The following is a 16,111-nucleotide window of genomic DNA, read 5'->3' on the forward strand; positions in this document are numbered from 1 at the left end:
TTAGAAAAACATGAAACTTTTTGATATCCTTCCCGTACTATTTGTTAGATATTCTCAAGGAGGTTTTGAAATGGAAACGAATGTAGAAAAAAACAGCGGAACGGCGACTGAAAAGCCTTCACTTTTCGGAGTAATCACAAGTCCGTCCGTTCAATTTGAAAGAATAAGAGAAAGGCCGGCTGTATGGGGACCGCTTTTGATTGTTGCAGCAATTATCATCGTCGGTGCCGTGCTGCAATCACTCGGTACGGATTATAGTGAGCTTTTGAAAAGCCAGGATACGCAAGGGCTATCTGCTGAACAAATGGAAACTGTCGCAACAATAACCAAATTTGGCGGAATGGCAGGCGCTATTATCGGCGGTATCGCAGCATTATTTATTGCCCCTCTTATTTATTGGCTCTGTGTAAAAATATCAGGCGGAGTTACGACATATAAAAAAATGCTTTCTCTCGGTCTGTTTGTCTCTTTGATTAGCAGTCTCGGATTATTGGTTAATGGAATCGTTGCTTTTACGACTGACGTGAATCCTCTTTACAGCACGACGTCACTGGCAGGAATTATCCCATCTGACGGGGCTCTTGCCAGCGTGTTAAATACCTTTGAAATTTTCAGCATCTGGAGCTTTGTATTATTAGCAATCGGACTTCACAAAACGGGAGGCATCTCCAAAAGAGCCGGGTGGATTTCAGCAATCATTCTATTCGGAATTTTAGTTGTATTTTCGCTTTTTTCAGGTTTAATCAATTCTGTGGCGGGTGCATAAGCTCATGAAAAAAGTCTGGATCGGAATTGGAATCGCAGTTATAGTCGCTCTTTTTGTTGGAATCAATATATACCGGTCTGCCGCTCCGACAAGCGGCAGCGCCGGCAAGGAGATACAGACGGGGAGCGTTGAAGAAAATGAAATCTCATCAACGGTTATGGTTCCTGGCACGCTAAAATTTTCAAATGAACAGTATGTCTTTTATGAAGCAGATAAAGGGACATTAGAAGACATTAAAGTTAAGGAAGGCGATAAAGTTAAAAAGGGCACGCCTTTAGTCACCTATACAAATGAGCAGCTGAGCCTGGAAAAAGAACAGAACCAGTTAACGTCTGAATCCAACCGGCTTCAAATTGACCAAATTCAAGAAAAGTTAAAAGCCTTAGACAGCAAAGAAAGAGAACTGGAAAAACAGGTAGGAAAGAAAGAAGCAGAAAAACAAATCGAATCTGAACGGACAGAGCTTCAAATGCAGAAAAAAACAGCGGAGATCGAATTAAAACAAACCGAGCTTCAGCGGCAGTCACTTGCCAACCGGGTATCAGATCTTGAAGTGAAAAGCGAAATTGAAGGCACCGTTATTTCTGTCAACCAAGAGGCGGCATCCAAAAAGTCAGATATTCAAGAGCCTGTCATACATATCGGCAACCCAAAAGACCTTGTCGTCTCAGGGAAATTGTCTGAATACGATACATTGAAAGTCAAAAAAGGCCAGAAGGTCACACTCACTTCAGATGTAATACAGGGTAAAACATGGAAAGGCACGGTTTCCGCAGTCGGGCTTGTTCCGGATCAGCAGGAGAGCGCTGCGGCACAAGGAACAGAACAGGCGGTCCAATACCCGCTTCAAGTGAAAATAAAAGGAAATCTTCCAGAAGGAAAGCCAGGCTTTAAATTTATCATGAATATTGAAACAGATAAACGGAAAGCAAATACGCTTCCTTCAAAGGCAGTCAAAAAAGAAGATGACCAATATTATGTGTATACAGTAAAAGACGGAAAAGCAAAGCGAGTTGATGTCAAAATCGGCGAAGTGACAGATGACCTGACAGAAATTAAAGAGGGGCTTTCCCAAGATGATCAAGTCATTTTGAATCCATCTGATCAGGTGACTGACGGAATGGAAGTGAAATCCTAAATGATTCAGCTTTCTAATGTGCGAAAAAGCTACCAGATCGGAAAGGAAACGTTTGATGTTCTCCATTCTATTGATTTGGACATTCATCAAGGTGAATATGTCTCGATTATGGGGCCGTCAGGATCAGGAAAATCGACGATCATGAATATTATCGGCTGTCTTGATCGGCCGACTTCAGGTACATATCAATTGGACGGCGAAGACATTTCTTCATATAAAGATAAAGAACTGGCGGCAGTCCGTAACCGGTCCATCGGTTTTGTATTTCAGCAATTTCAGCTTCTTCCGCGGCTGAACGCAAAAAAAAATGTCGAGCTGCCGATGATTTCTTCCGGGATAGGCAAAAAGGAACGTCAAGAGCGGGCTGAGAGAGCATTGGAAAAGGTCGGGTTAGCCGATCGAATGCTCCACATGCCCAACGAGCTGTCGGGCGGGCAGAAGCAGCGGGTGGCGATTGCGAGGGCGATCGTGAATGAGCCGAAATTGATTTTAGCTGATGAACCGACCGGCGCGCTGGATACGAAAACAAGCGAGGCGATTATGGATCAGTTTACAGCATTAAATGCCGAGGGAACGACAATCGTTCTGGTTACTCACGAGTCTGAAGTAGCAGATTGCACGAATCGGATCGTCATGGTGCGTGACGGAAACATTGTTCCTGCCAGCTCCGGACAAAGGAGTGTGGGAGAATGAGCCTGTTGGAAAACATCAGAATGGCTCTAAGCTCTGTCCTTGCCCATAAAATGCGTTCGATCTTAACGATGCTCGGCATTATCATTGGTGTAGGCTCTGTCATTGTTGTCGTTGCGGTAGGACAGGGCGGCGAGCAAATGCTGAAGCAGTCGATCAGCGGCCCGGGAAATACTGTGGAGCTGTACTATATGCCTAGCGACGAGGAGCTTGCAAGCAACCCGAACGCCGCAGCTGAATCTACGTTTACAGAAAACGATATTAAAGGTTTAAAAGGAATAGAAGGCATTAAACAAGTCGTTGCTTCGACTTCTGAAAGTATGAAAGCGCGTTATCACGAAGAAGAAACCGATGCTACGGTTAACGGAATAAATGATGGATACATGAATGTCAATTCTTTAGAAATCGAAAGCGGCAGAACATTTACCGACAATGACTTTCTTGCGGGGAATAGAGCTGGAATCATCTCTCAAAAGATGGCTGAAGAACTGTTCGATAAAACCTCTCCTTTAGGTGAAGTTGTCTGGATAAACGGACAGCCCGTTGAAATTATCGGCGTGCTGAAAAAAGAAACAGGCTTGCTTTCTTTCGGTTTAAGTGAAATGTATGTGCCATTTAATATGATGAAATCCTCTTTTGGCACAAGTGATTTCAGTAACGTATCATTGCAGGTCGAATCAGCAGACGACATAAAATCGGCTGGAAAAGAAGCGGCACAGCTGGTAAATGACAATCATGGCACAGAGGATTCGTATCAAGTGATGAACATGGAAGAGATTGCGGCCGGAATTGGCAAAGTAACTGCAATTATGACGACGATTATCGGCTCAATTGCAGGTATTTCCCTTTTGGTCGGCGGAATCGGTGTCATGAATATTATGCTCGTATCAGTCACAGAACGGACGCGGGAAATCGGAATCAGAAAATCACTTGGTGCGACGAGGGGACAGATTCTGACTCAGTTTTTAATTGAATCAGTCGTATTGACGCTGATTGGCGGTCTGGTCGGGATTGGTATTGGATACGGAGGGGCCGCGCTTGTTTCAGCCATTGCGGGCTGGCCGTCACTCATATCGTGGCAGGTTGTATGCGGGGGCGTGCTGTTCAGTATGCTCATTGGTGTTATTTTCGGCATGCTTCCTGCAAATAAAGCCGCAAAGCTTGATCCCATTGAAGCGCTGCGTTATGAGTAGCCTCATGCAACATGCATGAGGTTTTTTTATGTTTAGTGATTTCTACTATGAATATAAAAGACTTTTTTCATTAAAATAAGAAGAAAATGTCGTACAATTGTCCTTATTTTTGTCGAATTTACAGTTTACAAACCCTATAGACATACGTTAATATGGAGAAACGTGAAAGATTTTGATAGTTATTGAATGAATTTGAATGATTTTAGTTGCCTAAACCGAAAATAGCGTTTACAATGAAATTGTATTCAAAATGAATACGTTTTCATTAGGAGGTGAAGCATGCTAACTCCTGAACGGCATCAATTGATTATTGATCAAATAGAAAAGCATGATGTGGTAAAGATTCAAGAGCTTATAAATCTGACTAATGCTTCTGAATCAACAATCAGAAGAGATTTATCGACACTTGAAGAACGCGGTTTTTTAAAGCGCGTTCATGGTGGAGCGGCCAAGCTTTCTGATATCAGACTTGAACCCGATATGCTTGAAAAATCATCCAAAAACCTTCACGATAAACTGAAGATTGCTGAAAAAGCAGCTTCTCTTTTAGAAGAAGGGGATTGCATTTACCTTGATGCAGGCACGACGACATTGCACATGATTGATTTTATGGATAAAACCAAAGATATTGTCGTTGTCACAAACGGGGTAATGCATATCGATGCATTAATAAGGAAAGAAATTTCTTTTTATCTGCTTGGAGGATACGTAAAGCACAGAACGGGCGCGATTATTGGAGGCGCTTCATTGATTGCCATGGACCAGTACAGATTTGACAAGAGTTTTCTGGGGACAAACGGTGTCCATACAGAGGCTGGATTTACAACGCCGGACCCTGATGAGGCCCTTTTAAAACAGAAAGCGATCAAACAGGCAAAACACGCTTACGTCTTAGCAGACCCTTCGAAGTTCGGAGAAATTTCATTTTCGGCATTCGCCGGAATAGGCGACGCAACAATCATTACGACTGACGCTGAAGAGCTTACATTCGATAATTACCAAGAAAAAACTGTCGTAAAGGTAGTGAAACCATGATTTACACTGTAACACTTAATCCATCTGTCGATTATATAGTTCACGTTGAAGATTTTTCTGTAGGAGGCCTGAACCGTTCTTCGTATGATACCAAGTATCCAGGGGGCAAAGGCATCAACGTATCGAGACTGCTGAAAAGACACCATGTGGCGTCTAAAGCGCTCGGATTCGTCGGCGGATTTACCGGAGAATATATCAAAACATTTTTACGGGAAGAAAACCTGGAAACAGCTTTTTCTGAAGTAAAAGGGGATACCCGTATCAATGTAAAGCTGAAAACTGGTGATGAAACTGAAATTAACGGGCAGGGACCGACAATTTCGGATGAAGATTTCAAAGCCTTTTTAGAACAGTTCCAATCTTTGCAAGAGGGAGATATCGTTGTTCTTGCAGGAAGCATTCCATCTTCACTCCCTCACGATACTTATGAAAAAATCGCAGAGGCCTGCAAACAGCAGAACGCACGAGTTGTTCTGGATATCTCAGGCGAGGCTCTTTTGAAAGCAACAGAAATGAAACCATTTTTGATGAAGCCAAATCATCATGAGCTTGGAGAAATGTTCGGCACGGCCATTACATCTGTTGAGGAAGCCGTTCCTTATGGGAAAAAGCTTGTAGAACAAGGCGCTGAACATGTAATCGTATCAATGGCCGGAGACGGAGCGCTTCTGTTTACGAACGAAGCTGTTTATTTTGCTAACGTGCCAAAGGGGAAATTGGTAAACTCAGTCGGAGCAGGGGATTCCGTTGTTGCAGGTTTCCTTGCCGGAATTTCCAAACAGCTGCCGCTTGAAGAAGCATTCCGCTTAGGAGTTACTTCAGGCAGTGCTACCGCGTTCTCTGAAGAACTTGGAACAGAAGAATTTGTCCAGCAGCTTCTTCCTGAAGTTAAGGTCACACGTCTATAGAGGAGGAAACACAAGTGAAAATAACTGAGCTTTTAACGAAGCATACGATAAAGCTTAATATTGAGAGCAAAGAAAAAGAAAATGTTATTGACGAAATGGTCACTGTTCTTGATAAGGCTGGAAAGTTAAATGACCGACAAGCCTATAAAGAAGCCATTTTAAATCGCGAAAGCCAAAGCTCCACGGGTATCGGTGAAGGAATCGCTATCCCCCATGCGAAAACGGCAAGCGTTATCAACCCGGCGATCGCGTTCGGACGTTCAAAAGACGGCGTCGATTATGAATCATTAGACGGCCAGCCGGCTCACTTAGTGTTCATGATTGCGGCGACTGAAGGCGCAAACAACACTCACCTTGAAGCATTGTCAAGACTTTCAACGCTGTTAATGCGTGAAGAAATCCGTAAGCAGCTCCTTGAAGCTGAGTCTGAAGATGTCATCATCGACATTATTAATCAGCACGATAAAGATGATGACGAAGAGGAAGAAGAAGAAGCGGCACCAGCACCTGCCGGAAAAGGGAAAATTTTAGCGGTTACTGCATGCCCGACAGGTATTGCCCATACATTCATGGCTGCGGATGCCCTTAAAGAAAAAGCGAAAGAGCTTGGTGTGGAAATTAAGGTCGAAACAAATGGGTCAAGCGGCATTAAGCACAAGCTCACTGCCCAAGAAATCGAAGATGCACCTGCAATCATTGTCGCAGCGGACAAGCAGGTTGAAATGGAACGTTTTAAAGGCAAGCGCGTACTTCAAGTTCCTGTAACGGCGGGTATCAGACGTCCGCAAGAGCTTATCGAAAAAGCGATGAATCAAGATGCGCCGATTTATCAAGGCAGCGGCGGCGGTTCGGCAGCTTCAAACGATGATGAAGAAGCGAAAGGCAAGTCTGGAAGCGGTATCGGAAACGCGTTTTATAAGCACCTGATGAGCGGTGTCAGCAACATGCTTCCGTTCGTAGTCGGCGGCGGTATTCTCGTTGCGATTTCATTCTTCTGGGGAATTCACTCTGCTGATCCGAATGATCCTAGCTACAACACGTTTGCAGCAGCATTAAACTTTATCGGCGGCGACAATGCATTAAAACTCATTGTTGCAGTTCTGGCCGGTTTCATTGCGATGAGTATTGCAGATCGTCCTGGTTTTGCGCCTGGTATGGTCGGAGGATTTATGGCTACTCAAGCGAATGCTGGATTCTTAGGCGGCTTAATTGCCGGATTCCTTGCCGGTTATGTCGTGATTTTACTGAAGAAAGTATTTACGTTTATCCCTCAGTCACTTGATGGATTAAAACCTGTTTTGATTTACCCGCTGTTCGGTATTTTTATCACTGGCGTATTAATGCAATTTGTCGTCAATACACCTGTAGCAGCTTTTATGAATTTCTTAACAAACTGGCTTGAAAGCCTTGGTACTGGAAACCTTGTGTTAATGGGTATTATCTTGGGCGGCATGATGGCGATCGATATGGGCGGCCCGCTTAATAAAGCAGCCTTTACGTTCGGTATCGCCATGATCGATGCAGGCAACTATGCGCCTCATGCAGCAATCATGGCCGGCGGTATGGTTCCTCCGCTTGGTATCGCACTTGCAACAACCATTTTCAGAAACAAATTCACTCAGCGTGACCGTGAAGCTGGTATTACATGCTATTTCATGGGAGCTGCTTTCGTAACAGAGGGAGCGATCCCATTTGCTGCGGCTGATCCGCTTCGCGTCATTCCAGCTGCTGTAGTCGGTGCAGCTGTTGCCGGCGGATTAACTGAATTCTTCCGAGTAACGCTTCCGGCGCCTCATGGAGGAGTATTCGTAGCTTTCATTACAAACCATCCGATGCTTTACCTTTTAAGTATCGTGATCGGTGCTGTTGTGATGGCAATTATCCTCGGTATCGTCAAAAAACCTGTTACAGAAAAATAAGAAAAAAAGCGTCCTTGGTTCGAAAGGACGCTTTTTCTTATCCGGCCGGCAGGGAGCGCGGTTAAGTTATGTATTTTATTCTTTTTTATGATAAAGTAAAAGAAGAGAAACAACTGACATAGCAATTGTCTAGGAGGAAACACTTTGACCGAGGAAAAAAATACGAATACTGAGAAAACGGCGAAGAAAAAAACCAATACGTACCTGGAATGGGGTAAAGCGATTGTCATCGCTGTTCTGCTGGCTCTCCTGATCCGTCACTTTTTGTTTGAACCGTATTTAGTTGAAGGTTCATCTATGTATCCCACATTACATGACGGAGAAAGGCTGTTTGTGAATAAAACAGTCAACTATATCGGCGAGCTGAAGCGCGGAGATATAGTTATTATCAACGGTGAAACTTCTAAAATCCATTATGTAAAAAGATTGATCGGAAAGCCTGGAGAAACCGTTCAAATGAAGGATGACACGCTTTATATAAACGGTAAAAAAGTAGCCGAGCCTTACTTGTCTAAAAACAAGAAGGAAGCAGAAAAACTTGGTGTCAGTCTGACAGGAGACTTTGGACCGGTTAAGGTTCCGAAAGACAAATACTTTGTCATGGGAGATAACCGGCTGAATTCTATGGACAGCCGAAACGGGCTGGGACTGATCGCGGAAGATCGAATTGTCGGCACATCGAAGTTTGTCTTTTTCCCGTTTAACGAAATGCGTCAAACAAAATAAAAACGCCTTGCTGGCCTAGGACAGCAGGCGTTTTTATTTTGAAAAAGAAGCGACCAATGCAATGCATAAAACCGTGATGAACACTGAACCGATAATAGCCAGCACACTGAAGAAAAGGTGAACCTGTTTGTTCTCTTTTCCGCGCTTTTCTAATAGCCGTTTAGAAAAAATGTGCGAAAATATGTAAATAAGGGCTATGCCTATATATAAGCCGATATCTTTGGCGGTAAAGCCTGTTACGGCAAGGTAAAAGCCCGTAAAAAAGATCAGTAAGCAATATTCAGTAAGTGTTAAAAGCCTCAACGTGTTCCTCCATGAGAGTGTGTAATTTTCCAGGCGGATGCATTCTCTCTCTTTAATTGTAACACAGCTGGCTGGTTTGGGTGTATAAGTGTTTTCTCTCTGTTTTATCAGGGAATCATTTCTCTTGCCCTGCATTCATGGTATACTTTTATTGATGATAGACATGATGGAGGATAATAAATGATTGCTGTAAATAATGTAAGCTTGCGGTTTGCGGATCGCAAGTTATTTGAAGATGTTAATATTAAATTTACCCCAGGCAACTGCTATGGGTTAATTGGTGCAAACGGTGCCGGTAAATCAACGTTTCTAAAGGTGCTGTCAGGCGAAATCGAGCCTCAGACAGGCGACGTGCATATGAGTCCTGGCGAGCGTCTTGCCGTCTTGAAGCAGAACCATTTTGAGTACGAAGAGTATGAAGTGCTGAAAGTGGTCATTATGGGCCACAAACGCCTGTATGAAGTCATGCAGGAGAAAGACGCTATTTACATGAAGCCTGATTTCTCAGATGAGGATGGGATTCGTGCTGCTGAGCTAGAAGGTGAATTCGCGGAACTGAACGGTTGGGAAGCGGAAAGTGAAGCTGCGATCCTGTTAAAAGGCCTTGGTATCTCAGAAGATCTGCACACAAAAAAGATGGCAGACCTCGGCGGTTCGGAGAAGGTAAAAGTTCTCTTGGCACAGGCATTATTCGGCAAGCCGGATGTTCTGCTGCTCGATGAGCCGACGAACCACCTGGACCTTCAGGCAATTCAGTGGCTTGAAGAGTTTCTGATTAACTTTGAAAACACAGTTATTGTCGTATCCCATGACCGTCACTTTTTAAATAAAGTATGTACGCACATTGCCGACCTTGATTTTAACAAAATTCAAATCTATGTCGGAAACTATGATTTCTGGTACGAGTCAAGCCAACTGGCGTTAAAGCTTTCTCAAGAAGCGAACAAGAAAAAAGAAGAGCAGATTAAACAGCTTCAAGAGTTTGTCGCTAGATTCAGCGCCAATGCGTCTAAATCTAAGCAGGCTACATCAAGAAAGAAACTTCTCGAAAAAATCACGCTGGATGATATTAAACCGTCTTCCCGCCGCTATCCTTATGTTAACTTCACGCCGGAACGGGAAATCGGAAATGATGTTCTTCGCGTGGAAGGCTTAACAAAAACAATCGATGGCGTAAAGGTGCTTGACAATGTCAGCTTTATTATGAATCGAGAAGATAAAATTGCTTTCACTGGCCGAAACGAACTTGCTGTTACTACGCTGTTTAAAATCATTTCCGGGGAAATGGAAGCTGACAGCGGAACGTTTAAATGGGGTGTTACCACATCTCAAGCGTATTTTCCAAAAGACAACAGCGAATATTTCGAAGGCAGTGATCTGGACCTTGTAGACTGGCTTCGCCAATATTCTCCGCACGACCAAAGTGAGAGCTTTTTACGCGGTTTCTTAGGACGCATGCTGTTCTCTGGAGAAGAAGTCCACAAAAAAGCAAATGTACTTTCCGGGGGAGAAAAGGTCCGCTGTATGCTGTCGAAAGCGATGCTTTCTGGCGCCAATATTTTAATTTTGGATGAGCCGACTAACCATTTAGACCTAGAGTCCATTACAGCGCTCAATAACGGCTTAATCAGCTTTAAAGGCGCTATGCTGTTTACTTCCCATGACCATCAGTTTGTGCAGACCATTGCCAACAGAATTATAGAAATTACACCTAACGGCATCGTCGATAAGCAAATGAGCTATGACGAGTTCCTTGAAAATGCTGATGTGCAGAAAAAATTGACTGAACTATACGCGGAATAAAAAAAGCAGAGATTTCTCTGCTTTTTTTGATACCTAAATATGAAAGGAGATCACAACATGAAATTTTTGGTTGTCGGAGCAGGTGGAGTAGGTGGGTATATTGGCGGACGGCTTTCGGAGAAAGGAAATGATGTGACATTTCTCGTGCGCCAAAAACGAGCTGAGCAGCTGAAAAAAACCGGGCTTGTCATCCATAGTGAAAAAGGGAATGTATCATTTCAGCCCGAACTAATCAGTGCCGGAGAAACAGGGCAATTTGATGTCGTTATCATTGCTTCTAAAGCATACTCGCTTGGTCAAGTGATAGACGATGTCAAACCATTTATCCATCAGGAATCTGTCATTATCCCTTTTTTAAATGGGTACCGCCACTATGAGCAGCTATTTGCGGCATTTTCAAAAGAACAGGTGCTGGGCGGCCTGTGTTTTATAGAAAGTGCTTTAGACAACAAAGGAGAAATTCATCATACGAGCGCATCGCATCGTTTTGTATTTGGAGAATGGAACGGCGAGCGTACGGAGCGGATAAGAGCGCTTGAAGAGGCGTTTTCAGGTGTGAAGGCTGAAGTCATCATTAGCGGGCATATCGAGAAGGACATTTGGAAAAAGTATCTCTTTATTGTAGCGCAAGCGGGGATCACAACGTTATTTCAACGACCGCTTGGCCCAATCCTCGCCACAGAAGCCGGACGTCACACGGCCCAAACTCTTATTGGGGAAATTTGCGCTGTTTTACGAAAAGAAGGTGTTCCGGCTGATCCGGATCTTGAGGAAGAGAGCTTTCGTACGATGACCAGCATGTCTTATCATATGAAGTCCTCCATGCTTCGGGATATGGAAAACGGCCAAACGACAGAAGGCGACCACCTGCATGGATTTTTGCTTGAAAAAGCTAAACGTTTATCTCTCGCTGCACCAGTATTAGAAACAGTTTATGCGAATCTGCAAATGTATGAAGCAGAAAAATAAAAAAAGGAGGCGGAAAAGCCTCCTTTTATTTACTTAAAAAGCCCAATTTCCGTTTCTGAAGATAGGCTCTCTTTTCCCGTCTGCCGTAATTCCGTCAATATTCATATCCTTAGAACCGATCATAAAGTCCACGTGTGTAATGCTCTCATTTAGGCCTTCTTTGACAAGCTCTTCACGAGACATCTGCTTTCCGCCTTCAATATTAAAGGCATAGGCGCTTCCGATCGCCAAATGATTTGACGCGTTTTCATCAAACAGCGTGTTATAGAAAAGAATGTTTGATTGTGATATAGGCGAATCGTAAGGAACAAGTGCCACTTCACCTAAATAGTGAGAACCTTCATCTGTTTCCACCAGTTCTTTTAAAATATCCTCACCTTTTTCAGCTTTAATGTCGACTATACGGCCATTTTCAAACGTCAGGGTGAAATTTTCAATAATATTTCCGCCGTAGCTTAATGGTTTTGTGCTTGATACCACTCCGTCAACCCCGTCTTTTTGCGGCAGCGTGAATACTTCTTCTGTCGGCATATTGGCCATAAACTCATGGCCGCTTTCATTCACGCTTCCCGCACCTGCCCAAACATGCTTCCTAGGCAGCTTAATTGTTAAATCAGTTCCTTCAGCTTGATAATGTAAGGCAGCGTAATGTCTCTCGTTCAAATGGTCAACTTTTTCATGAAGATTTTGGTCATGATTGATCCACGCCTGAACCGGGTTGTCTTCATTTACGCGCGTCGCTTTAAAAATTTCTTCCCACAGAAGGTGGATCGCTTCCTCCTCTGATTTGCCAGGAAACACCTTGTGAGCCCAGCCTGCTGATGCCGCACCTACGACAGTCCAGCTGACTTTGTCTGATTGAATATATTGTCTGTATGTATGTAATGCTTTGCCTGCTGCTTTTTGGAATGCCGCAATCCGTTTGGAATCTATACCTTTTAGCAAGTCTGGGTTTGACGACACAACAGAAATGAAAGCAGCTCCATTTTTGGCAAGCTCTTCTCTGCCTTTTGCTTCCCATTCAGGATATTCTTCAAATGCTTCAAACGGCGCAAGTTCGTATTTTAATTTGGCGACTTCGTCATCCTGCCAATTCACGGTGACGTTTTTTGCGCCCTTTTCATATGCGTGTTTTACAATTAAACGGACAAAATCCCGAACGTCTGTTGAAGCATTTACGACTACATACTGGCCTTTTTGGACATTAACGCCGACTTCTACCGCCAGCTGTGCATATGTATTTAATTTCTGTGAAAATGAATCCATGAATCATTCCTCCAAGCTTTTTTCTCATCATATCAAATATGATCCTATAAAGGAAAGAAGGAGCCCAAAGTGAAAAACCCAAAACGACACGTCTTGGGTTTTTCAATATTATGGATGATTCAGTTTTACAGTGCCGCCTGCAGGCGAATGAGGCATATTTGCCAAAGAAATGCTCATGCCTCCAAGAATAATTCCGCTTAAAATGGCTGCGATCGCTACTCTTCTTCCTAAATCTCTTAGCATCTGTTTCCTCCTTAACGTTTCTCCATTTCCCACAATATGAAGGAAGTGAGGAAAAAAGAAGCAAGAAATTTGCCGCGTGTGAGAATTTTGCGGGTAAAGACTATTTAATTGCCTTTTGCAGCTTATCAATCACTTCTAAAGAACGGCCTGTGCCGATTGCTACAGATTCAAGCGGGTTTTGCGCCACGTGTACAGGCACGACAATCTCTTCTGTGAGCCATTCTTTAATTCCATTAAGGAGCGCGCCGCCGCCTGTTAAAATAACGCCGCGATCAACAATATCTCCGCTCAATTCAGGCGGACAGTCCTCAAGTGTCGCTCTGATGGCTTCAAGAATATGCAGGAGGGATTCACGCATTGCATCTTGAATTTCGTTGGATTGAAGCATAATGGTTTTTGGAAGACCTGTCACGAGGTCGCGTCCCCGAATTTCCATTGCCTCTGGTATATGTTCAATCAGAGCATGGCCAATTTCCATTTTTACCTGCTCAGCTGTGCGTTCGCCGATCAGCAAATTGTATTTTTTACGGACGAAAGAAACGATATCCTCATCAAGCTGGTCTCCGCCGATCCTGATAGAATGGCAGGAAACAACGCCACCGAAGGAAATAATAGCGACCTCTGTCGTCCCTCCGCCGATATCTACTACCACATTGGCAACCGGCTCATCAACCGGTAAATCCGCTCCGATGGCGGCTGCAACTGGCTCTTCGATTAAATGAACGTTTTTCGCGCCGCAATTTTTCACCGCATCACTGATGGCGCGGCGTTCTACTGCTGTTGAGCCTGATGGTGTGCAAACGACTACGTTCGGTTTTCTGAACGACATGCCGATGCTTTTTGCTGCTTTTTTCATAATGTGCTTTAGCAGGTCAGTTGTCATATCATAGTCTGCGATCACGCCATCTTTCATCGGTCTGACAGCGACAATTTTTCCCGGTGTTTTACCGATCATGTTTTTCGCGTCAGCTCCGATTGCAAGCACTGCTTTTGTCGTCGTATCCACTGCGACAACAGATGGTTCATTTAGGATAATCCCTTTATTTTTGCTGTAAACAAGTATATTAGCTGTTCCTAAGTCAATCCCGATTTCAGTTGATTGAAACATGTTTTCACCCAATCTCTATCCTAATTTAATATGATTCTACATTTAAAGTTTCTCAGAAATACTGCGATTTTTGGGGGTGTGCGTCGGTAAAGAAATGTTTTTGTAAAAAATCAAGGAACTGTGTAACAGAAGTAATACATTTTTCGGTTTTATGGAAAAAATATCTTGTAATTCTTATAGAAAGCGGGAAACTTTTTCAAAGTTTCATTCGTCTACGATATATTGAGGTACATCCTTAAAACATTACATGAGAAAAGAAACATTTAAAGGAAGAAGGGTTTTTATGAAATCAATAGGTGTTGTGAGAAAAGTAGATGAATTAGGCCGCATTGTCATGCCGATTGAGTTGAGACGGGCATTGGATATTGCCATAAAAGACAGCATTGAGTTTTTTGTTGACGGAGATAAAATTATCTTGAAAAAGTACAAACCTCATGGCGTTTGTTTAATGACTGGAGAAATCACTTCAGAAAATAAAGAATACGGCAACGGTAAAATTACGCTAAGCCCTGAGGGTGCACAGCTGCTTCTCGAAGAAATTCAAGCCGCTTTAAAAGAATAAAATTATGCTAAAAAAGGCGGAGTGATATCATCTCCGCCTTTTTTGCGTGCCAATTTTTGATTACCGCCGCCTAAGATAAGACATCAAGATATTTGGTAATGAATGATTTGGGATACTTTACATATTTTACTCAATTATTTGTCGAAGAATGGTACAATAAGTAGAGAAACACAAGCGGCAGGTGGTCATATGAGAAAATATCAAGCTCGTATCATTTCCATCATTTTGGCAATGATTTTTATAATGTTTTGGGATTATTTATTTTATTTTATAGGCAAAAACCCGATTAATTGGCCTGTTGATATTGTGTATACTGCAGTCACGCTGGTAAGTGTCTGGATGTTGGCTTATTATATTGATGAGAAACAGCAGCTGGTTAAGAAAATGAAGGATAACGAATGGAAGTATAAACAGCTTTCTGAAGAAAAAAACCGCATCATGGATAATTTGCAGGAAATCGTATTTCAAACGAATGCAAAAGGTGAAATTACATATTTAAACCAAGCGTGGGCATCTATAACCGGGTTTTCAATCAGTGAATGTATGGGAACAATGTATAACGATTACTTCATAAAAGAAAAGCACGTAGCCGACCACATTAACACCCAAATCCAAAACAAAGCGTCTTCTGGCATGTTTACGGCAAAATACGTGACAAAAAACGGCACGATTTTTTGGGGAGAAGTTCATTATAAACTTTACTATGACCGGGATGACCAATTTACAGGCAGCCTGGGTACAATGTCAGATATCACTGAGCGGAAAGAGGCTGAAGATGAGCTCATTGAGATTAATGAACGGCTGGCGAGGGAATCCCAGAAACTATCAATCACAAGTGAACTTGCCGCAGGTATTGCTCATGAGGTCAGAAACCCTTTAACATCTGTCAGCGGTTTCCTCCAGATTATGAAAACACAATATCCGGACAGAAAAGACTATTTTGACATCATCTTTTCAGAGATTAAAAGAATCGATTTAGTGCTCAGCGAGCTGCTGCTGCTTGCAAAACCGCAGGCAATCACATTTAAAACACACCAGCTTAATGAGATCTTGAAACAAGTCACGACATTGCTTGATACCAATGCCATTCTGTCCAATATCGTCATAGAGAAAAATTTCAAAGAGACAGATGGCTGTATGATTAATGGAGACGAAAATCAGCTGAAGCAGGTCTTTATCAACATCATTAAAAACGGAATTGAGGCAATGCCAAAGGGCGGTGTCGTCACCATTTCAACTGCTAAAACCGCCTCTCATGCAGTGATAAGCGTAAAGGATGAAGGAAACGGCATGCCGCAGGAAAAGCTGAAGCAGATTGGCAAACCTTTTTATTCAACAAAAGAAAAGGGCACTGGACTGGGACTTCCCATTTGTTTGAGAATCCTGAAGGAACATGACGGGGAATTGAAAATCGAAAGTGAAGCTGGAAAAGGCAGCGTCTTTCAAGTGGTTTTGCCTTTAAAATCAGACAGCTGAGAGGAG

At 43.0% G+C, this 16,111-nt stretch carries 16 protein-coding genes; 12 read left to right on the plus strand and 4 right to left on the minus strand.

Annotated features, from left to right (window positions below):
* Positions 1–70 precede the first annotated feature (70 nt).
* The 8 genes from yknW to lepB all read left to right on the plus strand — a co-directional run bounded on the left by yknW (position 71) and on the right by lepB (position 8,375).
* Positions 71–766, plus strand: a complete 696-nt coding sequence (gene yknW / locus NST79_RS07930; protein WP_212059067.1) for a Yip1 family protein — start codon at positions 71–73, stop codon at positions 764–766.
* A 4-nt stretch (positions 767–770) separates the two neighbouring features.
* Positions 771–1,904, plus strand: a complete 1,134-nt coding sequence (locus tag NST79_RS07935) for an efflux RND transporter periplasmic adaptor subunit (RefSeq protein WP_015715815.1) — start codon at positions 771–773, stop codon at positions 1,902–1,904.
* Positions 1,905–2,597, plus strand: a complete 693-nt coding sequence (gene yknY / locus NST79_RS07940) for an ABC transporter ATP-binding protein (protein WP_212059064.1) — start codon at positions 1,905–1,907, stop codon at positions 2,595–2,597.
* On the plus strand, positions 2,594–3,787 hold the full coding sequence (gene skiZ / locus NST79_RS07945) for a sporulation-delaying-protein transporter subunit SkiZ (protein WP_015252177.1): 1,194 nt from the start codon (positions 2,594–2,596) through the stop codon (positions 3,785–3,787). Before yknY ends, skiZ begins: the two co-directional genes overlap by 4 nt.
* A gap of 279 nt (positions 3,788–4,066) precedes the next feature.
* A complete protein-coding gene (locus NST79_RS07950; RefSeq protein ID WP_014476685.1) occupies positions 4,067–4,822 on the plus strand; it encodes a DeoR/GlpR family DNA-binding transcription regulator in 756 nt (251 codons plus the stop codon).
* Positions 4,819–5,730, plus strand: a complete 912-nt coding sequence (gene pfkB, locus NST79_RS07955) for a 1-phosphofructokinase (RefSeq protein ID WP_033883800.1) — start codon at positions 4,819–4,821, stop codon at positions 5,728–5,730. The genes NST79_RS07950 and pfkB overlap by 4 nt, the downstream gene beginning before the upstream one ends.
* Positions 5,731–5,744: 14 nt before the next feature.
* Positions 5,745–7,649, plus strand: coding sequence for a fructose-specific PTS transporter subunit EIIC (locus NST79_RS07960; protein WP_212059062.1), 1,905 nt, complete (start codon positions 5,745–5,747; stop codon positions 7,647–7,649).
* A gap of 144 nt (positions 7,650–7,793) precedes the next feature.
* Entirely contained in the window at positions 7,794–8,375 is a 582-nt protein-coding gene (gene lepB / locus NST79_RS07965; protein ID WP_029317744.1) for a signal peptidase I, read from the plus strand.
* A gap of 33 nt (positions 8,376–8,408) precedes the next feature.
* On the opposite strand, the gene NST79_RS07970 is transcribed toward lepB, so the two are convergent.
* The gene (locus NST79_RS07970) at positions 8,409–8,678 is read right to left on the minus strand and encodes a hypothetical protein (protein WP_003232345.1); all 270 of its coding nucleotides are present in this window, start codon (positions 8,676–8,678) and stop codon (positions 8,409–8,411) included.
* 180 nt (positions 8,679–8,858) lie between these two features.
* On the opposite strand from NST79_RS07970, the gene NST79_RS07975 reads away from it, so the two are divergent.
* The gene (locus NST79_RS07975; RefSeq protein ID WP_174223267.1) at positions 8,859–10,481 is read left to right on the plus strand and encodes an ATP-binding cassette domain-containing protein; all 1,623 of its coding nucleotides are present in this window, start codon (positions 8,859–8,861) and stop codon (positions 10,479–10,481) included.
* Positions 10,482–10,538: 57 nt separating this feature from the next.
* Positions 10,539–11,450: a ketopantoate reductase family protein gene (locus NST79_RS07980; RefSeq protein ID WP_212059061.1), complete on the plus strand. Its 912-nt coding sequence runs from the start codon at positions 10,539–10,541 to the stop codon at positions 11,448–11,450.
* A gap of 33 nt (positions 11,451–11,483) precedes the next feature.
* Here the strand turns inward: NST79_RS07980 and NST79_RS07985 are convergent, their stop codons facing one another.
* The 3 genes from NST79_RS07985 to mreBH form a co-directional block, all read right to left on the minus strand.
* Positions 11,484–12,716: an aminopeptidase gene (locus NST79_RS07985; protein ID WP_003232341.1), complete on the minus strand. Its 1,233-nt coding sequence runs from the start codon at positions 12,714–12,716 to the stop codon at positions 11,484–11,486.
* Between the two features lie 108 nt (positions 12,717–12,824).
* Positions 12,825–12,959, minus strand: coding sequence for a protein YkpC (locus NST79_RS07990; RefSeq protein WP_003238865.1), 135 nt, complete (start codon positions 12,957–12,959; stop codon positions 12,825–12,827).
* 100 nt (positions 12,960–13,059) lie between these two features.
* On the minus strand, positions 13,060–14,067 hold the full coding sequence (mreBH, locus tag NST79_RS07995) for a cell shape-determining protein MreBH (RefSeq protein WP_003245743.1): 1,008 nt from the start codon (positions 14,065–14,067) through the stop codon (positions 13,060–13,062).
* A 283-nt stretch (positions 14,068–14,350) separates the two neighbouring features.
* Here mreBH and abhA point away from each other — a divergent pair, with 283 nt between their 5' ends.
* Together abhA and kinC are read left to right on the plus strand one after the other, a co-directional pair.
* Positions 14,351–14,629, plus strand: coding sequence for a transcriptional regulator AbhA (gene abhA / locus NST79_RS08000; RefSeq protein ID WP_003244728.1), 279 nt, complete (start codon positions 14,351–14,353; stop codon positions 14,627–14,629).
* Between the two features lie 189 nt (positions 14,630–14,818).
* Complete coding sequence (gene kinC / locus NST79_RS08005) at positions 14,819–16,105, plus strand: two-component sensor histidine kinase KinC (protein WP_003232333.1); 1,287 nt, start codon at positions 14,819–14,821, stop codon at positions 16,103–16,105.
* Positions 16,106–16,111: the final 6 nt, after the last annotated feature.

Origin of the sequence: Bacillus sp. PS196 (assembly GCF_037963555.1) — a bacterium.
In the GTDB taxonomy this organism is placed as follows: Bacteria; Bacillota; Bacilli; order Bacillales; family Bacillaceae; genus Bacillus; species Bacillus subtilis.